Genomic DNA, 24,554 nt, shown 5'->3' on the forward strand with positions numbered 1-24,554 from the left:
GCCTATGCAGTTCCCCACTACTGAGGAAGTCCCAATCCGCTCCGGAAGGTGAACAGCGGGTGAGCACTCGTCGATGACGCGAAACAGGGGCCCCTCGCGGGGCCCCTGTTTCGCTCGCGGCGATCGCTCGCCGTGCCGACTCAGGCGTCGACGGGCTCGAGCTCCGGCTCGTGCGGCTCCGGGCTCGTGTGGGTGAAGACGAAATCGCCGTCCGCGAAGTCCACGGTGACGTGCTCCCCCGCGCCCAGCTCGCCGTGCAGGATCTTCTCGCTCAGCACATCCTCGATCTCGTGCTGCACCGCGCGGCGCAGCGGCCTCGCACCGAGCGCCGGATCGTGGCCGATCTCGATGAGGCGCTGCTTGGCAGCCGGCGCCAGCTCGATCGTCATGTCGCGGTCGAGCAGACGCTCGGCCAGCCGCGCGATGAACAGGTCGACGATCTGCAGCAGCTCGCTGGGCGAGAGCTGCGGGAAGACGATCATCTCGTCGACGCGGTTGAGGAACTCGGGCTTGAAGTTCTTCTTGAGCTCCTCGCGCACCTTGCCGCGCATCCGGTCGTAGTCGTTCTCCGAGTCGCCCTCGAGCACGAACCCGACGGGGCCACCGGAGATGTCCTTGGTGCCGAGGTTCGTGGTCATGATGATGACGGTGTTCTTGAAGTCGACCACGCGGCCCTGACCATCGGTCAGGCGACCCTCTTCGAGGATCTGCAGCAGCGAGTTGAAGATGTCGACGTGCGCCTTCTCGATCTCGTCGAAGAGCACGACCGAGAACGGCTTGCGACGCACCTTCTCGGTGAGCTGGCCGCCCTCCTCGAAGCCGACGAACCCGGGAGGGGCGCCGAAGAGCCGCGAGACGGTGTGCTTCTCGCTGTACTCCGACATGTCGAGCGAGATCAGCGCATCCTCGTCGTCGAAGAGGAACTCCGCGAGCGCCTTCGCGAGCTCGGTCTTGCCGACGCCCGTGGGCCCGGCGAAGATGAACGAGCCCGAGGGGCGTCGCGGGTCCTTCAGGCCGGCACGCTGGCGGCGGATGGTCTTCGCCAGCACACTGACGGCCTCCTCCTGGCCGATGACGCGCTGGTGCAGCGCCTTCTCCATGAAGACGAGTCGAGCCGACTCCTCCTCGGTGAGCTTGAACACCGGGATGCCGGTCGCGTTCGCGAGCACCTCGGCGATGACGCCCTCATCGAGCACACCCGTGGGGCCGCCGTTGCCGCTGCGCCACTTCTTCTCGAGGCGCAGCCGCTCGCCGAGCAGCTCCTTCTCCTCGTCGCGCAGCCGTGCAGCAGCCTCGAAGTCCTGGCCCTCGATGGCGCCCTCCTTGCGGGTGCGCACGTCGGCGATCCGCTCGTCGAACTCGCGCAGCTCCGGCGGGGCCGACAGGATCGACAGCCGCAGGCGAGCGCCGCCCTCGTCGATCAGGTCGATCGCCTTGTCCGGCAGGAAGCGGTCCTGCACGTAGCGGTCGGCGAGGTTCGCCGCCGCGACGAGCGCGCCGTCGGTGATGGTGATCTTGTGGTGCGACTCGTAGCGATCGCGCAGCCCCTTGAGGATGTTGATCGTGTGCGCGACCGACGGCTCGTTGACCTGGATCGGCTGGAACCGGCGCTCGAGCGCGGCGTCCTTCTCGAAGTGCTTGCGGTACTCGTCGAGCGTCGTGGCGCCGATCGTCTGCAGCTCACCGCGGGCGAGCAGCGGCTTCAGGATGTTGGCAGCGTCGATCGCTCCCTCGGCGGCGCCGGCACCGACGAGCGTGTGGATCTCGTCGATGAAGGTGATGATGTCGCCGCGGGTGCGGATCTCCTTCGTCACCTTCTTGAGGCGCTCCTCGAAGTCGCCGCGGTAGCGGCTGCCGGCGATCAGGGAGCCCAGGTCGAGCGTGTAGACCTGCTTGTCCTTGAGCGTCTCTGGCACCTCACCCTTGATGATCGCCTGCGCCAGTCCCTCGACGACGGCGGTCTTGCCGACGCCGGGCTCACCGATCAGCACCGGGTTGTTCTTGGAGCGGCGAGACAGGATCTGCATGACCCGCTCGATTTCCTTCTCGCGCCCGATCACCGGGTCGAGCTTGGCGTCCCTGGCGGCCTGCGTGAGGTTGCGGCCGAACTGGTCGAGGATCTGCGACCCCTTGGCGTCCGACTGCGCGGCCTGGTCGCCGCCCACGGTCGTCGACTCCTTGCCCTGGTAGCCGGCCAGGAGCTGGTTGACGGTCTGGCGCACGCGGTTGAGGTCGGCGCCGAGCTTCACGAGCACCTGGGCTGCGACACCCTCGCCCTCGCGGATCAGCCCGAGCAGCACGTGCTCGGTGCCGATGTAGTTGTGGCCGAGCTGCAGCGCCTCGCGCAGGCTCAGCTCGAGCACCTTCTTGGCGCGCGGCGTGAACGGGATGTGTCCCGACGTCTGCTGGCTGCCTGTGCCGATCATGTCCTGCACCTGCGCGCGCACGGCATCGAGCGAGATGCCCAGCTGCTCCAGTGCCTTCGCGGCGACACCGTCGCCCTCATGGATGAGGCCGAGCAGGATGTGCTCCGTGCCGATGTAGTTGTGGTTGAGCAGCTTCGCCTCTTCCTGGGCGAGCACCACGACCCGGCGAGCGCGGTCAGTGAATCTCTCGAACATCGCTGCCTCCCTTCCTTGATGCCGAGCGTAGCCGCGTGCCGGGTGGCAACATGCGGCTGTTCGCTGTCGGCGCGACCGGTGGCGCCTCACTGGTGCCGCTCACGCAACACCAACGTGCGCTCGATACCCTCGACGCGACGCGAGGAGCACGGTGACCGATCAGACGACGCCACCCTGGGATCAGCCGCAGGGTCAGCAGCACCCGCACGGGGTGCAGCAGCAGCATGGGCAGCAGCCGTACGGGCAGGCTCCCGCCGGCCAGCAGCCGTACGGGCAGCCCGCGTACGGCCAGCAGCCGTACGGGCAGCCCGCGTTCGGCCAGCAGCCGTACGGGCAGCCCGCGTACGGCCAGCAGCCATACGGCCAGCCCGCGTTCGGCCAGCCCGGCTACGGCCAGATGCTCCACCCGCATCCGGGCCACGCCACGCAGCCTCCGGCGCCCAAGAAGCCCGCGCTCCTGCCCGCCGCGCTGCCGATGTCGGGCCGGCCCTTCGCGATGGCCTTCCAGCCGCTCGAGCGTCGAGTCGGCCGCTGGTTCCTCGCGTGGGCGATCGCGCTCGGCTTCTTCTTCGTCGGCCAGCTGCTCTCGATCGCGCTGATGCTGCCGGGCATCGGCGCCTTCCTCGAGACGATCGACCTGATGGATCTGCCCACCGACCAGACGCAGCTGGGCATGGACTTCATCGAGGCGGTCGTCGGCACGCCGCTCGGCATGGCGGCCGTGAACATGGCCTGGGCCGTGATGATCCCGGGCGCGATCGTGGCGATGGCCGCGTTCGGCAAGCACGCCGCCGGCTACGCCATGAGCGTGGCTGCCTCCTGGCGCTGGAGCGTCGTGGCGCGCGCCGCGCTCGTGATCGTGCCGATCTTCGCCCTCTACATCGGGCTGTCGCTGTGGATGGATCCGGCCATCGAATGGCAGTGGAACCCGAACTGGGGACTCGTCATCGCCGTGCTGCTGACCACGCCGCTGCAGTCGGCCGGTGAGGAGTTCACCTTCCGCGGCCTGCTGCCCCAGATGATGGGCGGCTGGCGCGTGCACCGCTACGTGCCGGCGCTCGTGATGCTGCCCCCGGTGCTGCTGGTGCTCGTGCTGCAGCCGGCGACCTGGCCGCTGTCGCTGCTCGCGCTGCTCGCGGCAGCCGTCGGCCCCTGGGTGCTGACGAGCCGCTTCGGGAACGCCGTCTGGACGGGCGTCGCGACGGGACTGCTCTTCGGCGCGATGCACGCGCATCCGTCGTTCGCCGCCACCCTGCAGCTGGCCCTGGTGGGCTTCACCTGCTCGATGCTCACTTACCGCACTGGCGGGCTCGAGGCGGCATCGGTGCTGCACGCATCCAACAACGTGTTCATCATGGTGCCGCTCGCGCTCACGGGCGTCTCGGCATTCGCGTCGTCGCAGCCGGTCGCCGGTGAGGACTGGCTCTCGACGGGCATCACCGCCGCAGCGCTCGGGCTCGCCTACCTCGCGGTGCACCTCACGATGCGCCGGGTGCAGCGCTTCACGCTCGGCAGCGCAGCGGCCGACATGCTCGAGCCGCCCGCGCAGCAGCACGAGCAGCAGCCGCCCCAGCCGCCTCAGCCGATGGCCGCGTCAGCCGCGCGCTGAGCCGCGCCGTCGCCACCGCTGCCGCTATTTCGGCACGGTGCGGCCCTCGACCGGCGCACACTGCGCCCGAGCGGTGCACTTCCGCGCGAGCGGTGCTGGCGCGCCGGCACCGGTCCGGCGCAAGCGCACCAGTCAGCGCCCCGGGTCGCGAGCGGGCGCCGCGGGGCTACTTGGGCAGATCGCCCGGGGCGGAGCGATCGGGGGTGGGCGCCGAGGCTCCGAGCGCGGGCGAGGCGGATGCAGCCTCCGCCACGGCTGCGGGCGCAGCACCTCGGGGCGGCAGGCCCATCTTGATGCGCTCCTCGGCCTCGATGCGGTCGTACTCCATGCGCGCGGTGCGGTCGCCGCGGATGATCATGCGCATGACCATCCAGAAGATGAGCCCGAGCACGATCGTCGGCACGAGCGAGAAGATCGCGTTCCCCCACCAGCTCTCAGGCATGGGGCCAGTCTACCGGGCAGGCGCCTGCGACACGTCGCTCAGCTGAGCAGATCGCGCACGCGCTCGCGTCCGATCGCCAGCAGCAGGGTCGGGATGCGCGGGCCCGTCTCGCGGTCGACGAGCAGCCGGTAAAGCAGCGCGAAGAAGGCGCGCTGTGCCGCGGAGAGCTCCTTGTCGCCCTTCACCATGGCGCCGGGCTCGAGGCCCCGCTGCACCTTGGCGACGCCGTAGACCTGGTGCGTCAGTCCGTCGAGCGTCCACGCCTCCTCGATTGGGGGCAGGCCCTGGCCGCCGTCGAGCAGCAGGGCGATCGCCTCCCGCTCCTGCTCCGTCAGCGCCTCGAGCGCTGCGCGGTCGGCGCGCTCGCGCACCGCAGTGTGTTCCTCGGCAGGCATGTGGGTCGCGACCCACGCCTCGACCCGGTCGAGCCGGGGGCGGAGCGGGGCCAGGTCGGTGATGGGGTTGTCGGCATCAAGCCCGCCGAGGATCCGCAGCACCTGCTCCTCATCGCCGAAGGTGATGTCGACGACGGATGCGAGGGTGCGATAGGCGATGCGGCGCGGCGTCTCCGCCATGCGCTCGTGCGCCGTCGAGGTGGCGCGCTCGAGGGCCGCCAGCTCTGCCTCACCCGCGGTGCCGGCCGCTGCCTTCTTGAGCAGCGCATCCCATTCGTCGTAGGTGCGCTGGAGCTCGGAGCCGAAGGCGACGTCGAACGACTGGTTCATGCGGCGGCGTGCGTAGAGCCAGCGCAGCACGGGCGTCTCCATCACGGCGAGCGCGTCCAAGGGGGTCGGTGCACCGCCGCGCGAGGACGACATCTTGGCGACGCCGCCGAAGCCGACGAACGCGTACATGGGCCCGTACGGACGCTCCCAGCCGAACACCGGTGCGAGCTGCAGGCCGACCTGGAAGGAGGAGCCGGGGCTCTGGTGGTCGACGCCGGAGGGCTCGAACACCACGCGCTCGTAGGCCCAGCGCATCGGCCAGTCGACCTTCCAGACGAGCTTGCCCGAGCGGAACTCGCGCAGCAGCACCGTCTCGCCGTGGCCGCACTGGCACGAGTAGGTCATCTCGGTCGAGTCGTCGTCGTAGGCCTCGATCGTGGTGAGGTCCTTGCCGCAGCTCGTGCAGTAGGGCTTGTAGGGGTAGTACTCGGCGCCGGCAGAGCCGTCGTCCTCGGATGCGGCGCCGGAGGAGGCGTCGAGCGCCTGCTGCAGCGCTTCGTCCTCATCCTTGGCGGCAGGCAGGGTCCGGTACTGCGCGAGGATCGCGTCGATCTCGCGGCGCTGGCGCATCGCGTGCAGGATCTGCTCGGTGTAGGCGCCCGCCGCATACTGCTCGGTCTGGCTGATGCCGCGGTAGCGCACGCCGGCGGCGGCGAAGCCCTCCTCTGCCTGCGCGCGGAAGTGCGCGGCCCAGGAGTCGTGCGGGCTGCCGGGAGGTGCGGGCACGCTCGTGAGCGGCTTGCCGATGTGCTCGCCCCATGACTCGTCGACGCCCTCGATGCCGGCCGGCACCTTGCGGAAGCGGTCGTAGTCGTCCCAGCTCAGGATGTGCTCGCCGTCGAGACCGCGGCGCTGGATCTCGTCGATCACCAGGTGCGGGCTCATCACCTCGCGGAAGTTGCCGAGGTGCACGGGACCCGAGGGAGAGATGCCGGATGCGGCCACCGGCGTGGTGCCCCGGCGCTCGGCCTCGGCGATCACCTCGTCGGCCATGCGCGAGACCCAGTCGGCGCGCTCGTGCTGTGCGGTGCTGTCGTTCGGAGTCTCGGTCACGACTGTCGATCCTACCGGCGACCGCGCGGACCCGAGCCGGGCGCCGACCCGCCCAGCACCGGCCGATCAGGCCCGACCGGCGAGGTATCGGGAGGCGCAGCGCCGGGCATCCAGGCGGCGTCAGGGGATCGAAAAGACCGCGTTGTCGATCAGGCGCACGGCGCCGACCCGGGCGGCGACGAGCACCTGCACGGGTCCGTGATGCTGCTCACCGGCGAAGGCGAAGGTGCGCGGGTCGACGATCGCGAGGTAATCGAGCTTCACGCCGGAGTCCGCCTGGAACACCGACTGGGCGGCGGCGAGCATCGACTCGACGCCGCGATCCGAGGCGGAACGAGCCGCCTCGAGCGCGCGCGGCAGGATGCGGGCGTCCTCCCGCTCCCCCGCCGCGAGCATCGCGTTGCGGCTCGACATGGCCACACCGTCGCTCTCGCGCACCGTGGGTACGCCGACGATCTCGACCGGCAGGTTCAGGTCGCGCACCATGCGGCGCACGAGGAAGAGCTGCTGCGCATCCTTCTCGCCGAAGCACGCCACATCCGGCGTGACGATCGAGAGCAGCTTCGTGACCACGGTCAACACCCCGTCGAAGTGCCCGGGGCGGCTGCGGCCCTCGAGCACCGTGCCGAGGTGGCCGGCAGTGACGACGGTGGCGCTGCGGCCATCCGGGTACATCTCGTCGTCCTCGGGCATGAAGATCGCCTCGGCGCCGAGCACGATGAGCTGCGCGGTGTCGGTGTCGGGCGTGCGCGGGTAGCGCTCGAGATCCTCGTGGGGGCCGAACTGCATCGGGTTGACGAAGACGGAGGCGATGACGGTGTCGGCATGCGTGCGGGCAGCGCGCACGAGCGCCAGGTGCCCCTCGTGCAGCGCGCCCATGGTGGGCACGAGCGCGACGCGGCGGCCCGCGGCCCGCTCGCTCGCGACGAACGCCCGCATCTGCTCGATGGTCGTCAGGGTCTGGGTGGCTACAGGCACCAGGACAGGATAGGCGGGCTCGGGCGGACCCCGCGCCGCCACCCGTCGACCGGGCCTGTGGTCCGGCAACGCGATATTCGCGTCGCCGCGCCACGGAACCGGTTGACGGACGGGGTCAAGGCTCGATGGGCGGGTCGGGGTAGCGCGACAGCGCCGTCTCGACTGCGGAGCGCACGACGCCGCCCAGCACCCGCGACGGTCGTTCCACGCCGATCTCGTGCAGCTGGCGCATGGCGTGGGCGACCACCCCGTCGGCGAACTCCCGCGCTGCGGCGACCGCCTCGGCGTATGCGGCACGATCCGATTCGTCGACGATGATCGGCTCCGCGCCCATCTCGACCGCCAGCGCTTGCCCGATCGGCAGCACGGGGCCGGGTGCTGTGACCGCGATGGTCGCCTCCAGCAGGCGCGACAGGTCGAGCGTGGTGCCGGTGAACGTCATCGCGGGGTGCAGGGCGATCGGGATCGCTCCGCGCTCGAGCGCGGGGCGCAGCACCTCGATCCCGTGCTCGGCCGCGGTGTGCACGACGAGCTGGCCCGGCTGCCACGCGCCGGTCGCGGCGAGCCCGGCGACGAGGTCTGCGAGCGCATCGGTCGGCACGGCGAGCAGCACCAGCTCGCTGCGCTCGATGATCGTGGGGATGTCGAGGATCGCGACACCCGGAAGCATCGCTTCCGCGCGCTCGATCGCATCGTCGCCGGTCGCGTCAATGCCGATGATCGCGTGTCCGGCGCCAGCGAGCGCTGCCGCGAGCACCGGGCCGACGCGGCCGGCGCCGATGACGCCGACGCCGAGCCTGCCGGGCTTCATCGCTGCTCGTCCGGGGTCGAGTCGTGCCGGTCGGACTCGGGCGGCGGCTGCTGCTCGAACGAAGGTGGCTGCTGCGGCGCCGGTGGCTGCCACGGCTGCGGGGGCGGGACGGGCTGCTGCCACTGCTGGGGCGGGCCAGGCTGCTGCCGCGGCTGCGGAGGCGGGCCCGGCTGCTGCCACTGCTGCGGAGGCACGCCCGGCTGCTGCCACTGCTGGGGCGGCGCGGGCGGCTGCCAGCCTGCCGGGGCGGGAGGCGCAGGCAGCACCGCGTGCCGCACGAGCGACGATGCCCACGACTCCGAGGCATCCGCCGCCATCGCCGCCTTCACCGTGCGCGACGCGTGCTCGAAGAGCGTGTGCGCGTCCTGCTGGTCGATGGCTCCGATGCCCGGCGAGAGCACCGTGTCTGGCACGTGAAACTGCACGCGCGCGAGCCGCGCGGCGCCGTAGATCGGGCCCTGCTGCACCGCGATCGACTGCACTCGCGGCGCCGGCACCAGCTGCAGCGCGCGCCAGATGCGGCCGGTGCGCAGCAGGAAGGCTGCATCGTGCACGAAGAACCCGTTGCGCCGCACGGAGAACCAGCGGAAGATGCGGGCGCGCGGCGGGCTGACGACGAATGCGTCGGGCGCCTGGCCGAACAGCCCCTGGTCGACCAGCGGCGAGTGCGCGAGCTCCGGCAGCACGAGGCCGATGACGGTGCGCACGTCGCGCAGATCGCCGACCGGCAGCAGGTAGCTCGCCATCTGCGAGTTCTGGCCGCCCTGGCCGGAGCCGTCGGACTTGATCCTGCCGGCGCGGGTGAACGTGACCTGCCACCAGCCGAACGGCCGCCACAGCAGCGGCTGCTTGACCTGCAGCGCGAAGATGCGCCCCGGCGGCAGGATCTCGGTGGTCGTCGACGCCAGGCCGTAGGCGAGGCGGATGCCGTCGGGCGTCGCGGCGATCGAGTAGCGCAGCTTCGCACCCAGCGACCGCATGCCGGCGGCGAAGAACGCGATCGCGGCCGGCAGCACCGCGAAGAGCGCCCACCACTGCTGGAAGCCGAACACCACCACGAGCGTGCCGATCATGTAGAGCACCGCCCAGACGATCCAGCCGTCGAGCAGCGACGAGAGCACGATGCGCTGGACGGGGATGCGCACGAGCGAGTCGGGCGCGAGGTGCGCGATCTCGGCGTCAGGGCGCAGGAGGTCGCCCACCAGGCCGCCGCCGGCGGCGAGCCGGCGCTCCGCGGCGAGGCGCTCGTTGTCGGCGGCGGAGCGGCCGGAGGCTCGGTTGAGGATCTCGTACCGCAGCGCATCCGCCACCGACGAGCGCAGGTAGTTGAGGTCGACGTTGGAGTCGTTGCCTGCCTGCTGCACCTCGAACTTGCAGGCGCCCAGCAGGCGCGCGAACCACGGCTTCTGGATGTTGATGGCCTGGATCCGCGAGAGCGGCGCTCGGCGGTGCTTGCGCACGAAGATGCCCTGCTCCACCTCGACCGACTCGCCCGTGATGCGGAACCGGTGCACGCGCCAGCCGGCCCAGAACAGCGCGATGAGCACCAGCACGAGCACGATCACACCCAGCGTCACCCACAGCAGCTGGCTGACGATGAAGTCGGCGAACGGATCCTGTGCCCACTCCCCGTCGAACTCGTCCGGCACGAAGATCGCGATGAGCCGGTCGCGGAAGATCGAGAAGAGGATGCCGAGAAAGATGATGAGCGACAGGCCGCCGCGCAGCAGCGGGGTGGCGGGGTGCAGCCGGTGCCACTCGCCGTCGACCAGGTCGGCCGCCTCCGCGCGCGCCACCTGCGGCACCCGCGCGGCGTCGGCGGGAGGCGGCAGCTGCGGGCGGTGGGGGTCGGTCACAGGCCGGCCCGCCGGGACTCCGAGACGGCGACCAGGTGGTCGCGCAGCTGCTCCGCCGACTCACCGGGCATGCCGGGGATCGTGATCGCGCTGGAGGCGGCGGCCGTGATGAACTTCAGGGACTTGAGCCCGAACATCCGCTCGACCGGACCCTGCGTGATGTCGACGATCTGCATGCGGCCGTACGGCACCGCGACGAATCGGCGGAAGAGCATGCCGCGGCGCACGAGCAGATCGTCCTGCCGCTCCAGGTAGCCGATCGTGCGGGTGCGCAGGATCGAGAAGGTCACGCCGATGATGATGAGCACCACGGCGCCTGCGAGCGGCAGCCAGCCCCACCAGGGCATGTCGCCGTCGTTCGCGAGCCAGATCGGCACGGTGGCTCCCGCGCCGAGCACGAGCCACCACAGGACCGTGCTGACGGCTTCGACGCTCGCGTAGCGCATGCTGACGCGCTGCCACGGACCGGTGACCTCCAGGCGCTCTGCCACGGGTTCCTCCTGCTTCGATCTGGGTGCTCCTGCCGACGCGGCGGCGCGGGCGCGGACGACCGGATTCGGCCTGCTCTCAGGCTAGTGCGGCGAGGCTCCGTCGCAGTTCTGCGATACTGCCGCAGTGACAGAAGCGATCCCCAGGAAGCGCCACGTCGGCCGTTGGATCTCCGTGACCATCGTCGCCGTCATCGTGCTCGCGCTGCTGGCGGCGATCGGCTGGTACTTCCTGCGCATCAACCCCTCGGTGCAGCAAGTGGAGACGATCGAGACCGCATTCCCCGAGGAGTCGCTCCGCCCTGAGGTCGTCGAGGGACCCTCGCAGCCGGTGAACGTGCTGCTGCTGGGCAGCGATTCGCGCGCCGAGGACGGCTCGCTGCTGACCGATCTCGGCGACCGCGCCGACACCATCCTGGTCGCGCACATCCCGCCGGACCGCCAGACGGTCCAGATCATGTCGATCATGCGCGACTCCTGGATCGAGATCCCGGGCCACGGCATGGGCAAGGTCAACGGCGCGCTCTCGCTCGGCGGCGTGCCGCTCATGGTCCAGACCGTCGAGGGCCTCATCGATCAGCGCATCGACCACGTCGCGATCATCGACTTCGAGGGCTTCGAGGGGCTCACGGAGGCGCTCGGCGGGGTCACCGTCGACAACGACCTCGCGTTCGCCGAGCGGGGCTACGACTTCCCGCAGGGCGACATCACCCTGCAGGGCGAGGAGGCGCTGGTCTATGTGCGGGCACGCTACCCGTTCAGCGACGGCGACTACCAGCGCACCCACAACCAGCGCGCCTTCCTGCGCGGCATGATGTCGCAGCTGATGACGCGCGAGAACATGACCAACCCCAATCGGATCGCCGACATCTTCGCGACCGTCTCGCCGCACGTCGCGACCACCGACACCGTCGATCTCGGCACGGTGCTGTCGCTCGCCCCGTCGCTCGCCGGCATCAGCGGCTCAGAGATCCAGACCTTCACGATGCCGACGCTCGGCACCGGCATGGAGGGCTCGCAGTCGGTCGTCTACATCAACGAGGACGGGCTCGCCGAGGTGCAGGCCGCGTTCGACGAGGAGTCGATGACGACCTTCCAGCCCGCGCCCGAGCGGTAGGGATCAGGCGGGGCTGCCCGCCACCGCGGCGCCGTCGTCGTCATCGGGCGGGAGCACGCACCAGTGCTCGGCCAGCAGTCCCGCGATGAGCTGCACCAGTCCACCGACGGCGACGACCGCGACGGCGACCACCGCGTCGGTCGCCACGACCGAGCGGGTGAGGAAGAAGCCCAGCGCGCCGAGGGCGGCGCCGCCGAGCATGGCGCCCACGAGCGAGGAAGCTTTCGCGAAGCCCAGCGCGGCGGTCGCATGGCGGTAGTCGATGCGTCGCTTGCCCTGCGCCGCCTGCCGCACCGGCCAGGCGAGCACGAGCAGCACCGCGCCGAGCAGCATGAGCGCAACGCCGAGCGTCACCGGCGGCACCACGGCCACGCGCCCGCTCATCACGAGCATGCCCTCGAGCAGCCACGCGATCGCGCCGGCGACGAGGGCGGTGAGCAGCACGGTTGCGGCGCTCGTGCGTGTCACGCGAGCCTCCAGACGTCGCCGTCGACGTAGTCGGCCAGCTCCGCGATCGGGCCGTGCCCGGGCAGCTCGGCGTCGGGTTCCAGCTCCAGCCACGGCTGCAGCACGAACTGCCGCTGGTGCGCGCGCGGATGCGGCAGCACCAACCGGTCCTCCGCGTGCTCGATGCCGCCCATCGACACGATGTCGATGTCGATCGTGCGGCTGGCCCAGCGCCGTTCGCGGGTGCGGCCCAGCGCGTCCTCGACCGCCTGCAGCGCGTCGAGCAGATCGACGGGCTCCATCGGCGTGCCCACCATCAGGATGATGTTCACGTAGTCGGGCGAGAGCCCCTCGCCATCGGGGTGCCAGGAGGGCGACTCCCAGGCGCTCGAGCGCCCGAGCACGCGGATGCCGTCGATCGCATCGATGGCGCGGACGGCGGCGTCGATGGTGGCGACGCGATCGCCGAGGTTCGCGCCGAGCGATAGCACGGCACGACGCTCGAGGCCGAATCTCACCACGGCCTGACCCGGCCCAGGCTCACCGAGACGTCGGCGAACGGCACGCCCACCGGCGCGTGCGGCTTGTGCACCGTCACGTGCGCGGCGTCGACGAGCGGATGCTGCATGCAGAGCTCGACGAGCCGAACCGCGAGCGTCTCGATCAGGTCGACCGGGTCGCGCTCGACGGCCGCGACGATACGCTGCGCGAGCTCGCCGTAGTGCACCGTGTCGGCGACGCGGTCGGTCCGCGCGGCCGCACCGACCCGCACCGAGAGGTCGACGTCGATGACGAACTCCTGCCCGTCGCGGCGCTCCTCGGCCAGCACCCCGTGGTGGCCGAAGGCCCGGATGCCCTCGAGCCGGATCGAGCCGCGGTCGGCGTCGTTGTCGGCGCTCGAGCGGCTGGCCGCCTCCACCGCTTCCAGCGCTCGCAGCGCGGCGACCGTCGACGACACATCGTGCACGCGCACCGCGCTCGCGCCCGACTGGACGGCAAGCACGCTGGTCACGGCGGTGAGGCCGTCGCGCTCGTCGGCCGCGGCACCCTCCGGCAGCAGCGCGCCGAGGAAGCGCTTGCGGCTCGTGCCGACCAGCACCGGCAGCGACAGGCCCGTCAGGCGACGCAGCTGCGCGAGCAGCCGCCAGTTGTCGTCGGGAACCTTGGAGAACCCGAACCCCGGGTCGATGAGGATCCGGTCGCGGCCGATCCCGGCAGCTTCGGCGGCCGCAACGCGCTCGACGAGGTGACGCGCGACCTCCTCCACCACGTCCTCGTACGCGGTGTCCACCGTGACGTCGATGCCGCGCGAGTGCATGAGCACGATGCGGGCGCCGCTGCCCGCCACCGTGCGCAGCATCTCGGGGTCATGCAGGCCTGCCGTGACGTCGTTGACGATCTCGGCGCCCGCTGCCACGGCAGCGCGGCCAGTTGCGGCGTGGATCGTGTCCACCGAGACGCGCACGCCCTCGCGCACGAGCGCCTCCACGACGGGCAGGATGCGCGCGAGCTCCTCGCTCGGGTCGATCGGCTCGGCGCCGGGCCGGGTGGACTCACCGCCGATGTCGATCACATCCGCGCCCTGCGCCAGCAGGCGCCGGGCGTGCGCGATCGCGGCCCCCGGGTCGACGAAGCGACCGCCGTCGCTGAACGAATCCGGCGTGACGTTCAGGATGCCCCAGACCTCGGTCATCTATCTGCGCTCCCCGATCAGCGCCATGATCTCGGCGCGCTCGATGGGCTTCGCGAGCTCACCGCGGCTGGCCATCGTCACCGTGGTCGACTTCGCCTGCCGCTGCCCGCGCGCCGCGACGCATCCGTGCGCGGCCTCGACGACGACGAGCACCCCGCGCGGCTCGAGACCGACCTCGAGCGCGTCGGCGATCTCGTCGGTGAGCCGCTCCTGGATCTGCGGTCGGGAGGCGACGACATCGACCACGGCGGGGATGCGCCCAAGACCGGTGATGCGGTCGCCCGGCAGGTAGGCGACGTGTGCGACCCCCGTGAACGGGAGCAGGTGGTGCTCGCACATCGAGCGGAACTCGATGTCGCGCAGCAGCACGAGCTCGCCCGTCTCCCCCTCCAGCCCGAGCGTGTCGAGCTGGGCGGTGGGGTCGACGCCGACGCCCGCGAAGTACTCGCCGTAGGCGGTCGCGACGCGCCGCGGCGTGTCCGTGAGGCCCTCGCGTCCGGGGTCGTCGCCGATCGCTGCCAGAAGTTCGCGGACGGCGGCTTCAACGCGCTCGCGATCGACCGCCATCAGACCTGTGCTTCGGTCTCGGTGTCCGGCTCCACGGCCTCGTCGACGTGCTGCGAGACGGGCAGCTCGATCGGCGGGCGGTCGCTCACCGGTCGATCGCTGTTCGACAGCCACTGCGGGCGCTCCGGCAGCTTCTGCACGTCGTGGAAGATCGCCTCGAGCTTCAGGTGGTCGAGGGTCTCCTGCTCCAGCAGCTCGCTCGCGAGCCTGTCCAGCACGTCGCGGTTGGTGTTGAGCACCTGCCACGCCTCGGTGTGCGCCTGCTCGATGAGGGCGCGCACCTCGCGGTCGACTGCCTCCGACAGCGAGTTGGAGTAGTCGCGGCTGGAGCCGGTGTCGCGGCCGAAGAACTGCTCGCCCTGCGCCTGGCCGAGCTTCACCGCGCCGATCGCGCTCGTCATGCCGTACTCGGTCACCATCTTGCGGGCGATGCCGCTGGCCTTCTCGATGTCGTTGCTCGCGCCCGTCGTGGGGTCGTGGAAGACGATCTCCTCCGCCACGCGGCCACCCATCGCGTAGGTGAGCTGATCGAGCAGCTCGTTGCGCGTGACCGAGTAGCGGTCGTTGACCGGCAGCACCATCGTGTAGCCGAGTGCGCGGCCGCGGGGCAGGATCGTCACCTTCGTGACCGGGTCGGAGTGGCGCATGGCGGCGGCCGCGAGGGCGTGGCCGCTCTCGTGGTATGCGGTGATGAGCCGTTCCTTGTCGTTCATGACCCGCGACCGCCGCTGCGGGCCGGCCATCACGCGGTCGACGGCCTCATCGAGCGCCTCATCCGTGATCTGCGTCGCGTTGTTGCGCGCGGTGAGCAGCGCGGCCTCGTTGAGGACGTTGGCGAGGTCGGCTCCCGTGAAGCCGGGGGTCTTGCGGGCCAGCACCGCGAAATCGACGCCCGGTGCGATCGGCTTGCCCTTCGCGTGCACGCCGAGGATCGTCTCGCGCCCGGCCATGTCGGGCGCGTCCACCCCGATCTGCCGGTCGAAGCGTCCCGGGCGCAGCAGCGCCGGGTCGAGGATGTCGGGGCGGTTGGTCGCCGCGATCAGGATCACGTTGGTCTTGACGTCGAAGCCGTCCATCTCGACCAGCAGCTGGTTGAGGGTCTGCTCGCGCTCATCGTGCCCGCCGCCGAGGCCCGCGCCGCGGTGCCTGCCGACGGCGTCGATCTCGTCGACGAAGATGATGGCCGGCGCGTTCTGCTTCGCCTGCTCGAAGAGGTCGCGCACGCGGCTGGCACCGACGCCGACGAACATCTCGACGAAGTCCGAGCCCGAGATCGAGTAGAACGGCACACCCGCCTCACCCGCGACGGCGCGTGCGAGCAGGGTCTTGCCGGTGCCGGGAGGGCCGTAGAGCAGCACGCCCTTCGGAATCCGCGCTCCGACCGCCTGGAACTTCGTCGGGTCCTGCAGGAACTCCTTGATCTCGTGGAGCTCCTCGACGGCCTCGTCGGCGCCCGCGACATCCGAGAACTTCACCTGCGGCATGTCCTTGGTGATCAGCGTCGCCTTCGACTTGCCGAACTGCATGACGCCGCGGTTGCCGCCGGCCATGCGCATCATGAAGAAGTAGAACAGGCCCGCCAGCAGCAGCACCGGCAGCAGGATGCCCAGCATCGACAGCAGCCAGTTGGCCTGCGGCACCTCGTCGACGTAGCCGCCCTCCGGGTCGGCCGTCGTGATGGCCTCGACCACGGCGTCGCCGCGCGGCTCGACGTAGTAGAACTGCACGCGCTGGCCGAATTCGGGGTCGGCGTCGGAGAGTTCGAGGTCGACGCGCTGCTCGCCGTCGACGATGCGCGCCTGCTGCACGCGGCCGTCCTCGATCATCTGCATCCCGACGTCCGTCTGCACGGATCGGAACTGCGGCGTGATGAAGAAGCTGAACACCACACCGACGATGAGGACTGCGATGACGATCCACGGGATCGGTCCGCGCAGGAACTTCTTGAAGCTCATGACGCCCTTCTGAGTCTGATGCGATCAGGCTATCGGGCGCGCGTCAGCCCGGCCGTGCTGTTCGCTCTCAGCCGGTGCCAGCCGACGGGCTATGCCAGCAGTTCGAGCGACATGAGGATCGCGCGGATGGTCGCGAACTCGGGGTCGCTCAGGTAGGCCTGACCGGCCTCGAGCGATGCCACCTGCCATGCCGCCGCCTCGCCGGCACCCGTGACGACGGTCTCGGAGCCGAAGCTGATCGTGCCCGTGCTCGAGTCGAAGGCGTTCACGATCGGGCATCGGGGCGACTGCGCGTCCGCTGCCGGCCGCAGGCCGACGCTGACGATCCACTGATCGCCCAGCAGCAGCCCGGCGGCGCCGAACGCGGTGCCGGGAGCCCCGGCGAGCTCGACATCCTGGCGGTCGAGGATGGCGGTGCGCCACGCGACCGCGACGCCGTCGGCGTTCACGCAGCTGCCGTCGCCCGTGTCAGGGGACTCGCGGTAGAGCAGCTGCCGCTGCCCGTCGGCCCGCAGCAGGTCGACGCCGCCCTCGGCCTCGCGCACCGACCAGTCGGCGGGGATGCGGAAGGTGGCGGTGCCGCTCGGCACGCCGATCTGCTGCCACTCGCTCGTGTCGACGCCGGCGATCTCGGCGGGCAGCTCCGAGGGGATCTCGACCTCGGGCGTCGCCGGGGCGGTGGGCGGCGGCGCCGTGATGCCCGGCGGGATCGAGGGCCCCGTGGTCGGCTCGGGGGTGGCCGAGCAACCAACCAGGGCCGCCGCGGCGACGATCACGGTGATCGGGGCGAGCAGGCGTGCGCGGAGCGTCATGTCAACATTCTTCCAAACGAACGGGGCCTCGTGCTGAAAGGCAGGCCATCCCCACCTCGGCCGTCGCCACCGGCTACTCGGCGTCGGTGTAGACGTGCGGGGCGAGCACACCGATGCCGCGCATGTTGCGATACTGCTCGGCATAGTCGAGGCCGTAGCCGATGACGAACTCGTTCGGGATGTCGAAGCCGCAGTACTTCACGTCGACCTCGACCTTGAGCGCGTCGGGCTTGCGCAGCATGGTGCAGATCTCGACCGAGGCGGCGCCGCGCGACTCGAGGTTGCCGCGCAGCCACGAGAGCGTCAGGCCCGAGTCGATGATGTCCTCGACGATGAGCACGTTGCGGCCGGTGAGGTCGCTGTCGAGGTCCTTCAGGATGCGCACGACGCCCGAGGAGACGGTGGCAGAGCCGTAGGAGGAGACCGCCATCCAGTCCATCTCGATGTGGCGGTTGAGCGCCCGCGCGAGGTCGGCCATCACCATCACGGCGCCGCGCAGAACGCCCACGAGCAGCAGGTCCTTGCCCTCGTAGTCGGTCTCGATCCTGCGAGCGAGCTCCTCGAGCTTGGCGTGCAGCTCGTCCTCGGTGATGAGGGTCTTGGCGAGGTCGCCCTCGACGTGCGTGAAGTCCATGTGCGCTCCTGGCGATCGGCGGTGCGACAAACCTACCGCCCGCGGCCAGCCGGTCAGGGCTGAACGAGCTCAGACGAGGTACTCCAGCGAGAGCAGGATCTGCTTGAGCAGCGCGTATTCCTCGGTCTCGAGATAGGCCAGCGCTGCATCGCGCGAGTCGACGATCCAGAGCGGGTCGCCGCCAGAGGGCCGGAGCTCGAGCTCGGTGCTGAACGTCAGGACGCCGCCTCCCGGACCTCCCACGAGGAAGTAGAACGGGCATCCGAGCGGTGCTGTGAGGTGCGACGCCTCGGCGATGCCTGCGGCGAACGTCCAGCGGCCATCCTCCCGCTCGACCGCGACTGCGGCGAAGGTTGGTTCGCTGGACCCTTGCCCCTCGCCGAGCGCGGTGGGTGTCGACTCCAACAGCTCTGCACTCGGCTCGCAGGTGCCGCCGACATCGCCGGGAGTATGTCCGAAACGGAGCTGCTGCTGACCGTCCGGTCGCAGTACGGCGGCGCGGTCGACGGTACCCACCTCGGTCTCTTCGAAGGTGATGTCGGCCGACCAGCCCGGAGGGATCCGGAACTGGGTGCGGCCGCTCTCGAGCCGGATCGTCTGCCAGTCGGCCATCGGATCTGCGGGGTCGGTGGTCGATGGATCGGTCGGGGCCGGCTGTACTGCCGGGGCGGTGGTCGCAGGTGCCGAAGGCGCCGCGGCAGGCGTCTCCTGCGCAGGAGCAGCGCACCCAGCGATCGCGATGCAGATGGCTCCCGCGAGGGCAGTGAACGTCAGGCGCGCGGCGATGGTCACGGGAGCACCGGCGCTGGCACTGCGTTCAGGTCGAGCGTGCCGATGATCTCCAGCAGTCGAGCCGCCTCATCGCCCGCGAGCCACGCCTCTGCCTCGTCAATCGAGCTCATCTCACGCTGCGTGCTGAACGAGATCGAGCGCTGACTGTCCTGCACGAGGAGGACCGGCTGTGCATTCCCATCGAGGCTTGCGGACAACGCGAGGGAGACCACGGCCGTGATCTCCGGGGAGAGGCTGTCGGCCCACGATGCCAGCGCCGCGTGGTCGAGATACGACGGGTCGAGGACGTCCTGCTCTGCCGCCGCGCGCTCCGCATCGTCCAGCGTTTCGACCCGCTCGCCAGCCACGACCCCGAACCGCGCAGCGACCCCGACGTCGTCGAACGGGCCATCCACGTAGCCGAGCTGCACCGTGCCTGACTCGTCGAGCACGTGGACGACGTTCTGCCAGCGCAGCTCGCCGTCGTACTCGAGCTCCTCGCCGTCGACCTCGGCGCTCCACGCCGGCGGGATCAGGAACGTCGCGGTGCCATTAGGAGTCGCGATCTGCTGCCAGTCGGCGTGCGGATCCGCTGGCGTGGCCGGAGTCATGCTCGGCGAGGCCGCCGCGGTCGGCTGCGCCGTCGTCGTTGGTTCGACACTGGCGGAGGGATCGCTCGTGGGGACCGCATCCACCGCGGGCTGCGCGCACGCGGTCAGCGCAAGCACCAGCGCGGTGGCGGCGCACGTCGTGATGCGCCGGGTGCGCACCGATCGGGTGTCAGCCACGTGCGGCGACGAAGACGAGCCTGCGGCCCTCCCGCGTGACGCGGATGCCGGGCAGGTGGATCGGGCCCTGGCCGTGCCAGTCGGTCACGAGCCTCGAGACCTCGAGCGTCTGCTGGCGGGACAGCGCAACGTGGAACTCGCTCTGCACCGCCAAGCGGATGATGCGCTGGCGCAGCGCCGGCGGGTTCGCGGCCAGGGCGCCCGCGTCGAGCGACAGGCCGCCCTCGGCGTGCTCGACGAGGTCGAGGATCTGCTCCTGCGCGAAGTGGGCGAGCGCCTCGGCATCCTCGCGCAGCGTGTCGGCGGTGCGGGTGAGCGCGAGCGCGACGCCACCGCCCAGCACCTCGTCGAGCATCGGCAGCACCCGATGCCGGACGCGCACGCGCAGGTAGCGATCGTCGTCGTTGTGCGGATCCCGCCAGGGCGCCAGACCGGCGTCGCTGCAGGCTTGATGGGTCGTCGCTCGGCGCACCTGCAGCAGCGGGCGTCGCAGGAAGCCGATGCGACGATGCATGCCCCACAGGCTCTCGGCACCGGAGCCCCGCGCGAGGCCGATGAGGACGGTCTCCGCCTGGTCGTCGAGCGTGTGCCCGAGCAGCACGGCAGCGGCGTCGAGCTCCTTGCGCACCTGCAGGAGCGCGGCATAGCGCGCCTGGCGCGCGGCGGCCTCCGGGCTCCCGTCGGGCGCGACGTGCACGGGGATGATGCGCACGGGGTCCAGGCCGAGCTCGCGCGCCTGATCGGCTGCGCGCTCCGCGATCTCGGCGCTGCCCGGCTGCAGGCCGTGGTCGACGACCACGGCGCCGGCTCGCAGCCCGGAGCGCTCCGCCTCGAATGCGGTGGCCGCGGCCAGCGCGAGCGAATCGGGTCCGCCAGAGAGCGCGACGAGCACCAGAGACCCGGCTTCGAGGTCTGCCGTCGCTTCGCGGACCGCCCGGCGCACGTCGGCGACGGCGGGCGTCAGCCGAGGACGGCGGTCGTTTTCGGGCATGAAGTAACCTTATGCCGATTCCCCATCCCCACGAGAAGGAGCCGCCGTTGGCCGCCTACGACGTTGTCATCGAGATCCCCAAGGGGAGCCGCAACAAGTACGAGATCGACCACGAGACCGGTCGTGTCTACCTCGACCGCGTGCTGTTCACCACCTTCGTCTACCCCACGGACTACGGCTTCTTCGAGGGGACACTCGGCCTCGACGGTGACCCCGTCGACGCGCTCGTGCTGCTGGAGTACCCGGTGCCGCCGGGCGTCTTCGTGCGGGCGCGCCCGATCGGTCAGCTGAACATGGAGGATGACGGCGGCATCGACACCAAGGTGATCTGCGTGCTGGAGAAGGACCCGCGCTGGGCGCACATCCAGGACATCGAGGATGTGCCGCAGCAGACGCGCAACGAGATCGAGCACTTCTTCGAGCACTACAAGGATCTCGAGCCCGGCAAGTGGGCGAAGCTCGGTGGCTGGCAGGGCGCTGCCGCCGCCGAGGAGACGGTGCGCGCCGGCTTCGCGGCCTTCGACGCCGCGCATGGCGACGAGACCGACGAGCCCGTCGAGAAGCCTGAGGGCGGCCGCGACGTCACCGACTGATCCCAGCACGCAACGAAGGAGGGGCGCACCGCACGGTGCGCCCCTCCTTCGTCGTCCGGCGTCAGCGCAGCGAGACGCCGCGCGCGTTCAGGAACGACTCGGGGTTGACCAGGGTGCCGTTCACGCGCAGCTGGAAGTGCAGATGGCAACCGGTCGAGTGACCCGTGGATCCCTCGTAGGCGACGACCTGTCCGGCGCTCACGCGCTGGCCCGGGTACACGTGAGCCGCGCGGCTCATGTGGAAGTACTCGGTCTGCACGCCGTTGCCGTGATCGATGTAGAGCATGTTGGCGCCGTAGATGTCGCGAGAGCGGAGCGTCACGGTGCCCGCGGCGGCCGCGTAGATCGGCGTGCCGCATCCGGCGGAGATGTCGATGCCCGCGTGGAGCTTCCGGCCCAGTACGCCGACCGGGTCGTTGCGCCAGCCGTAGCCAGAGGTGAATCGACCGTAGTGCGGGGTGACCCAGCCGCTGCTGGCCGGCGGTGCGACGGGCACGGTGCCGCCTCCGCCGCTGCTGCCGCCGCCGCCCGAGCTGCCACCCCCGGCAGCTGCCGCAGCCGCAGCAGCAGCTGCGGCCTCGGCAGCGAGCCGCTGCTGCTCGGCGATGGCGCGCTGCCTGGCCTCCTCGGCCTCGCGGCGCTCGCGCTCGATGCGCAGCCGCTCCTGCTCGGCGAGGTACGCCCGGTAGGCCTGGCCCGCCTGGTAGTCCCGCTCGGTCGCCGCGCGATTCTCGACCAGCACCGAGAGCTGCGCCTCAAGCTCGACGCGGTGGTTCTGCTCCTCCTCGACGGCGACCTGCGCCTGCACGGCGGCTTCCTGCGCCGCGAGGTAGGCGGCATCCGCTGCCTCCTTGAGCCCCTGCAGCGCATCGCGTGCCACCGCGGCCTGATCCTGGAGCGACTGCGCGGTGTTCGCGTCGCGCTGCGCCTGCTGGTAGAGCGTGTCGGCGGTGCCCGCGACGCGATCCATCATGTCGAGCCGGTAGAGCCAGTTGTCGGCAGAGCCGGGATTGGCGAACAGCTCGGCGCTCATGTCGCCGGTGCCGCCCGAGCGCGCGAGCTGCGCAGCCAGCTGTCCGGCGGCGACCTGCGACTCCTCGGCGCGCGCCGATGCCTCGTCGGCCTGCTCCTGCAGCCGCGCGGCGACCGCGACGGCCTCGTCGTACGCTCGCTGCGCCTCGATCGCCTCCGCGGCGCGCTGGTCGGCTTCCGCCTGCGCGTTGACGGCGGCGCTCTCGAGCTGCGCGATGAGCCCGCGGATCTGCTCGATCTGCTGGTTCTTCGCCGAGACGTTGCCCCGCGCGGCTTCGACCTCCGACCACGTCGGGTATCCGTACTGGTCGACGGCGTCGGCGCTGGGCGTGCCGGGAAGCACGGTGAGCGAGACCACGGTCGCGACCGCTGCGGAGGCTGCGATGGCGATGCGGAGCCGCCGCAGTCTCGTGCGCGCTCCGCTCGCTTGCGCCTGCCGGTCGGGCTGGGCCATGGTCTTCCCATCTTGCGGCGTCGTGCCACCGCGTTGCTCAACATCGTGCACCCAGCTCACGCCACTGTCACGACACAATCAGGGCCACGCTACCAAGTTTCATGTTCCACCTGAAGGTTTTGTTCAGGCGAAGTTCAGCCAGGCGTGTCGCGAAGCTGCCCCGACGACGCCTCGCAAGCTCCCGGCGTCCCGGATCGTGCGCTGCGGACAGGCGGCGTGCGCTCGGTTTGCGCGAAGCGCCACGTGTCCTGTAACGTCTCTCCTCGGTAGTCGTGTGCTTCGGCACTCGGCCCCATCGTTTAGCGGCCTAGGACACCGCCCTTTCACGGCGGCAGCACGGGTTCGAATCCCGTTGGGGTCACTCAGTACGGATTCTTCTGTACGATGGGTTCTACCAGTAAGGCCCTGTAGCGCAGTTTGGTTAGCGCGCCGCCCTGTCACGGCGGAGGTCGCGGGTTCAAGTCCCGTCAGGGTCGCGGTTGTGAAGGCCCTCTCGAAAGAGAGGGCCTTGTGCAAGGGCGGACGAGCGTCCGCCTGACTCCTCGGAGTCCGGCTCTGTAGCTCAGTTGGTAGAGCGCACGACTGAAAATCGTGAGGTCACGGGATCGACGCCCGTCGGAGCCACAGCAGAAGCCCCCGCCAGCCGGGGGCTTCGTCGTTTCCGGACGCACCGGAACGCACCGGAACGCAGAGCATTCCCGTGCGGCGTTCCTGAGCCTCAAGACACGCGCAAGGCGCGAATCAGTCGGTCACGAGGAGCGCTCTGAGCGCGGCGGCACTCTCGTTGGCGCCGAACGCCGGCCAGCCCGGCTGCAGGTGCAGACCCTCCGCCAGCGAGTCGAGCACGACGGGATCGAAGCCGAAGGCGTCGATGAGTGCCGAGACCTGCTCGACGTCGCGCGGGTCGTCGCCGGCGACCGCGATCGCACGGCGCTGCGGATGGCCCGCGGGCCGCGGTCCGTCGGCGAGGTCGTGGTAGCCCATGTGGTTGAACGCCTTCACGACGCGCGACCGTGGCAGGAACTCCTGCACGATGGTGCTCGTCGGCCGCTCGGGATCCGTGAACTCGTCGCGGATGCCGTCGGTCTCCCACCAGTAGTTCATCGCGTCGATCACGAGCTTGCCGGCGAGCGCGTCCACCGGCAGGCGCTCGTACTGGCCCAGCGGCAGCGCGAGGATGACCACGTCGGCCGCGGCAGCGGCATCCGCCGACACCATCGCCTCGGCGCCCGGCGCCAGGTACTCGACGATCAGTCGGATGCGCGCGGCGCTGCCGGAGCCGGCGATGAGCGTGCGGTGCCCCGCTGCGAGCGAGCGCTTCGCGAGCACCGTGCCGATCTTGCCTGCGCCCAGGATCGCGATCGTCTGGGTCTGGCACTCGAGATCCACGATTCCGGTACCGCCCCTGCTCGCTTCGGCCTGCTGCGCCATGCGTCCACTCCCCTGTCGTCTCCCAGTGTCTCAACAGCAGGCCGGCACAGCCGCATTCCCGCCAGCGCAGCCGCAGCTGCGCCAGCGCGGCCGCATCTGCCCTGAGGCACGCTGCACGGCGCCGATGCGCGCGACCCGCGGCGCCCCAGCGCGCAGCGCGCACGGGAGGCGCGAGCGGCAGCGCAGCAGCCGGTCGGGTCAGTCGGTCGAGTCGACGACCGGCTCGCTGTCAGCGGCAGGCTCCGCCCAGCGGTGGAAGCGGCGACCGGAGACCCTGGTGAGGTCGATGCGCACGAACTCGCGCTTCACGGTGGGGATCAGCGGGTAGATCGGCAGCGCCGATGCGGCTTCGACCTCGTCGCTCGTCTCGAGCCGTCGGGCCTTGCCGTGCGCGACGACGCTCCAGGCTTCGCGCACCCCGATGTTGTCGATCTCGAACACGACATCGTCGGCGAGCAGCACGCCAGCGAGCTTCGTCCCCGGCGCGGTGCGGAAGGTGATCTCGTGGCCGTCTGCGTGGTAGTTGATCGGGAAGACCTCGAGGCGATCGCCGACGTTGAAGGCGATGCGCCCGAACTCGAAGACGGAGAGGAGCTTGAGGCTCTCCGCCTCGCTGATCTCGTGCACGGGGTTCTCGGCCATGGCCTCATGGTTGCATCGCTGGTGCGCGCGCGCCAGGGGCGGGT

The 24,554-nt window shown here is 70.7% G+C and carries 23 protein-coding genes and 3 tRNA genes; 6 read left to right on the forward strand and 20 right to left on the reverse strand.

Going from position 1 to position 24,554, the window contains the following annotated elements; genetic code table 11:
• Positions 1-140 precede the first annotated feature (140 nt).
• Positions 141-2,621 carry an ATP-dependent Clp protease ATP-binding subunit gene (locus ABG090_RS11250; RefSeq protein WP_347754587.1) on the reverse strand — a complete coding sequence of 827 codons (2,481 nt, stop codon included), beginning with the start codon at positions 2,619-2,621 and terminating at the stop codon, positions 141-143.
• Positions 2,622-2,772: 151 nt separating this feature from the next.
• On the opposite strand from ABG090_RS11250, the gene ABG090_RS11255 reads away from it, so the two are divergent.
• The gene (locus ABG090_RS11255) at positions 2,773-4,230 is read left to right on the forward strand and encodes a CPBP family glutamic-type intramembrane protease (protein WP_347754588.1); all 1,458 of its coding nucleotides are present in this window, start codon (positions 2,773-2,775) and stop codon (positions 4,228-4,230) included.
• 166 nt (positions 4,231-4,396) lie between these two features.
• Here ABG090_RS11255 and ABG090_RS11260 read toward each other — a convergent pair whose 3' ends face one another.
• From ABG090_RS11260 to ABG090_RS11285, 6 genes are all read right to left on the reverse strand, one after another.
• The gene (locus tag ABG090_RS11260) at positions 4,397-4,672 is read right to left on the reverse strand and encodes a hypothetical protein (RefSeq protein ID WP_347754589.1); all 276 of its coding nucleotides are present in this window, start codon (positions 4,670-4,672) and stop codon (positions 4,397-4,399) included.
• Between the two features lie 38 nt (positions 4,673-4,710).
• Positions 4,711-6,450, reverse strand: coding sequence for a lysine--tRNA ligase (gene lysS, locus ABG090_RS11265; RefSeq protein ID WP_347754591.1), 1,740 nt, complete (start codon positions 6,448-6,450; stop codon positions 4,711-4,713).
• A 120-nt stretch (positions 6,451-6,570) separates the two neighbouring features.
• Positions 6,571-7,428 carry a pantoate--beta-alanine ligase gene (panC, locus tag ABG090_RS11270; RefSeq protein WP_347754592.1) on the reverse strand — a complete coding sequence of 286 codons (858 nt, stop codon included), beginning with the start codon at positions 7,426-7,428 and terminating at the stop codon, positions 6,571-6,573.
• Positions 7,429-7,543: 115 nt separating this feature from the next.
• On the reverse strand, positions 7,544-8,239 hold the full coding sequence (locus ABG090_RS11275; protein ID WP_347754593.1) for a DUF2520 domain-containing protein: 696 nt from the start codon (positions 8,237-8,239) through the stop codon (positions 7,544-7,546).
• The gene (locus ABG090_RS11280; protein WP_347754594.1) at positions 8,236-10,095 is read right to left on the reverse strand and encodes a PH domain-containing protein; all 1,860 of its coding nucleotides are present in this window, start codon (positions 10,093-10,095) and stop codon (positions 8,236-8,238) included. The genes ABG090_RS11275 and ABG090_RS11280 overlap by 4 nt, the downstream gene beginning before the upstream one ends.
• Positions 10,092-10,586: a PH domain-containing protein gene (locus tag ABG090_RS11285; RefSeq protein WP_347754595.1), complete on the reverse strand. Its 495-nt coding sequence runs from the start codon at positions 10,584-10,586 to the stop codon at positions 10,092-10,094. Before ABG090_RS11285 ends, ABG090_RS11280 begins: the two co-directional genes overlap by 4 nt.
• A gap of 124 nt (positions 10,587-10,710) precedes the next feature.
• On the opposite strand from ABG090_RS11285, the gene ABG090_RS11290 reads away from it, so the two are divergent.
• Complete coding sequence (locus tag ABG090_RS11290; protein ID WP_347754597.1) at positions 10,711-11,700, forward strand: LCP family protein; 990 nt, start codon at positions 10,711-10,713, stop codon at positions 11,698-11,700.
• 3 nt (positions 11,701-11,703) lie between these two features.
• Here the strand turns inward: ABG090_RS11290 and ABG090_RS11295 are convergent, their stop codons facing one another.
• The 10 genes from ABG090_RS11295 to tilS all read right to left on the reverse strand — a co-directional run bounded on the left by ABG090_RS11295 (position 11,704) and on the right by tilS (position 20,358).
• A complete protein-coding gene (locus ABG090_RS11295) occupies positions 11,704-12,168 on the reverse strand; it encodes a DUF3180 family protein (RefSeq protein WP_347754599.1) in 465 nt (154 codons plus the stop codon).
• On the reverse strand, positions 12,165-12,638 hold the full coding sequence (folK, locus tag ABG090_RS11300; protein WP_347754600.1) for a 2-amino-4-hydroxy-6-hydroxymethyldihydropteridine diphosphokinase: 474 nt from the start codon (positions 12,636-12,638) through the stop codon (positions 12,165-12,167). The genes ABG090_RS11295 and folK overlap by 4 nt, the downstream gene beginning before the upstream one ends.
• Before the next feature lie 23 nt (positions 12,639-12,661).
• Positions 12,662-13,840: a dihydropteroate synthase gene (folP, locus tag ABG090_RS11305; RefSeq protein WP_347754601.1), complete on the reverse strand. Its 1,179-nt coding sequence runs from the start codon at positions 13,838-13,840 to the stop codon at positions 12,662-12,664.
• Positions 13,841-14,407 carry a GTP cyclohydrolase I FolE gene (folE, locus tag ABG090_RS11310; RefSeq protein ID WP_347754603.1) on the reverse strand — a complete coding sequence of 189 codons (567 nt, stop codon included), beginning with the start codon at positions 14,405-14,407 and terminating at the stop codon, positions 13,841-13,843.
• The gene (gene ftsH, locus ABG090_RS11315; RefSeq protein ID WP_347754604.1) at positions 14,407-16,362 is read right to left on the reverse strand and encodes an ATP-dependent zinc metalloprotease FtsH; all 1,956 of its coding nucleotides are present in this window, start codon (positions 16,360-16,362) and stop codon (positions 14,407-14,409) included. The genes folE and ftsH overlap by 1 nt, the downstream gene beginning before the upstream one ends.
• Before the next feature lie 89 nt (positions 16,363-16,451).
• Positions 16,452-17,174 (reverse strand): hypothetical protein, encoded by a 723-nt coding sequence (locus ABG090_RS11320; RefSeq protein WP_347754605.1) that lies wholly within the window; start codon positions 17,172-17,174, stop codon positions 16,452-16,454.
• A 73-nt stretch (positions 17,175-17,247) separates the two neighbouring features.
• The gene (hpt, locus tag ABG090_RS11325) at positions 17,248-17,808 is read right to left on the reverse strand and encodes a hypoxanthine phosphoribosyltransferase (RefSeq protein WP_347754606.1); all 561 of its coding nucleotides are present in this window, start codon (positions 17,806-17,808) and stop codon (positions 17,248-17,250) included.
• Positions 17,809-17,877: 69 nt separating this feature from the next.
• Positions 17,878-18,420 carry a hypothetical protein gene (locus ABG090_RS11330; protein WP_347754607.1) on the reverse strand — a complete coding sequence of 181 codons (543 nt, stop codon included), beginning with the start codon at positions 18,418-18,420 and terminating at the stop codon, positions 17,878-17,880.
• Positions 18,421-18,596: 176 nt separating this feature from the next.
• Positions 18,597-19,367, reverse strand: coding sequence for a hypothetical protein (locus ABG090_RS11335; RefSeq protein ID WP_347754608.1), 771 nt, complete (start codon positions 19,365-19,367; stop codon positions 18,597-18,599).
• Positions 19,360-20,358 carry a tRNA lysidine(34) synthetase TilS gene (gene tilS, locus ABG090_RS11340; RefSeq protein ID WP_347754609.1) on the reverse strand — a complete coding sequence of 333 codons (999 nt, stop codon included), beginning with the start codon at positions 20,356-20,358 and terminating at the stop codon, positions 19,360-19,362. Before tilS ends, ABG090_RS11335 begins: the two co-directional genes overlap by 8 nt.
• 47 nt (positions 20,359-20,405) lie before the next feature.
• Between tilS and ABG090_RS11345 the strand changes: the two genes are divergently transcribed.
• Positions 20,406-20,951, forward strand: coding sequence for an inorganic diphosphatase (locus tag ABG090_RS11345; protein WP_347754611.1), 546 nt, complete (start codon positions 20,406-20,408; stop codon positions 20,949-20,951).
• Positions 20,952-21,012: 61 nt separating this feature from the next.
• Here ABG090_RS11345 and ABG090_RS11350 read toward each other — a convergent pair whose 3' ends face one another.
• Complete coding sequence (locus tag ABG090_RS11350) at positions 21,013-22,437, reverse strand: peptidoglycan DD-metalloendopeptidase family protein (RefSeq protein WP_347754612.1); 1,425 nt, start codon at positions 22,435-22,437, stop codon at positions 21,013-21,015.
• Between the two features lie 288 nt (positions 22,438-22,725).
• On the opposite strand from ABG090_RS11350, the gene ABG090_RS11355 reads away from it, so the two are divergent.
• The 3 genes from ABG090_RS11355 (at position 22,726) to ABG090_RS11365 (ending at position 23,061) form a co-directional block, all read left to right on the forward strand.
• Positions 22,726-22,798 (forward strand) — tRNA-Glu (locus ABG090_RS11355).
• Between the two features lie 40 nt (positions 22,799-22,838).
• A tRNA-Asp gene (locus ABG090_RS11360) sits at positions 22,839-22,913 on the forward strand.
• Between the two features lie 75 nt (positions 22,914-22,988).
• Positions 22,989-23,061 (forward strand) — tRNA-Phe (locus ABG090_RS11365).
• 117 nt (positions 23,062-23,178) lie between these two features.
• On the opposite strand, the gene ABG090_RS11370 is transcribed toward ABG090_RS11365, so the two are convergent.
• Both ABG090_RS11370 and ABG090_RS11375 read right to left on the reverse strand, forming a co-directional pair.
• The gene (locus tag ABG090_RS11370; RefSeq protein WP_347754614.1) at positions 23,179-23,868 is read right to left on the reverse strand and encodes an NAD(P)-binding domain-containing protein; all 690 of its coding nucleotides are present in this window, start codon (positions 23,866-23,868) and stop codon (positions 23,179-23,181) included.
• A 198-nt stretch (positions 23,869-24,066) separates the two neighbouring features.
• Positions 24,067-24,510, reverse strand: a complete 444-nt coding sequence (locus ABG090_RS11375) for a pyridoxamine 5'-phosphate oxidase family protein (protein ID WP_347754615.1) — start codon at positions 24,508-24,510, stop codon at positions 24,067-24,069.
• Positions 24,511-24,554: the final 44 nt, after the last annotated feature.

Source organism: Agrococcus sp. ProA11 (assembly GCF_039880525.1).
Classification (GTDB): domain Bacteria; phylum Actinomycetota; class Actinomycetes; order Actinomycetales; family Microbacteriaceae; genus Agrococcus; species Agrococcus chionoecetis.

Excerpts from the sequence above, each read along its gene's own strand:
- folP (WP_347754601.1), bottom strand. The coding sequence starts at position 13,840 with ATGACCGAGGTCTGGGGCATCCTGAACGTCACGCCGGATTCGTTCAGC.
- ABG090_RS11330 (WP_347754607.1), bottom strand. The coding sequence starts at position 18,420 with ATGGCCGACTGGCAGACGATCCGGCTCGAGAGCGGCCGCACCCAGTTC.
- folE (WP_347754603.1), bottom strand. The coding sequence starts at position 14,407 with ATGGCGGTCGATCGCGAGCGCGTTGAAGCCGCCGTCCGCGAACTTCTG.
- hpt (WP_347754606.1), bottom strand. The coding sequence starts at position 17,808 with ATGGACTTCACGCACGTCGAGGGCGACCTCGCCAAGACCCTCATCACC.
- ABG090_RS11320 (WP_347754605.1), bottom strand. The coding sequence starts at position 17,174 with ATGACGCTCCGCGCACGCCTGCTCGCCCCGATCACCGTGATCGTCGCC.
- ABG090_RS11275 (WP_347754593.1), bottom strand. The coding sequence starts at position 8,239 with ATGAAGCCCGGCAGGCTCGGCGTCGGCGTCATCGGCGCCGGCCGCGTC.
- ABG090_RS11260 (WP_347754589.1), bottom strand. The coding sequence starts at position 4,672 with ATGCCTGAGAGCTGGTGGGGGAACGCGATCTTCTCGCTCGTGCCGACG.
- ABG090_RS11350 (WP_347754612.1), bottom strand. The coding sequence starts at position 22,437 with ATGGCCCAGCCCGACCGGCAGGCGCAAGCGAGCGGAGCGCGCACGAGA.
- ABG090_RS11375 (WP_347754615.1), bottom strand. The coding sequence starts at position 24,510 with ATGGCCGAGAACCCCGTGCACGAGATCAGCGAGGCGGAGAGCCTCAAG.
- ABG090_RS11370 (WP_347754614.1), bottom strand. The coding sequence starts at position 23,868 with ATGGCGCAGCAGGCCGAAGCGAGCAGGGGCGGTACCGGAATCGTGGAT.
- ftsH (WP_347754604.1), bottom strand. The coding sequence starts at position 16,362 with ATGAGCTTCAAGAAGTTCCTGCGCGGACCGATCCCGTGGATCGTCATC.
- ABG090_RS11250 (WP_347754587.1), bottom strand. The coding sequence starts at position 2,621 with ATGTTCGAGAGATTCACTGACCGCGCTCGCCGGGTCGTGGTGCTCGCC.
- tilS (WP_347754609.1), bottom strand. The coding sequence starts at position 20,358 with ATGCCCGAAAACGACCGCCGTCCTCGGCTGACGCCCGCCGTCGCCGAC.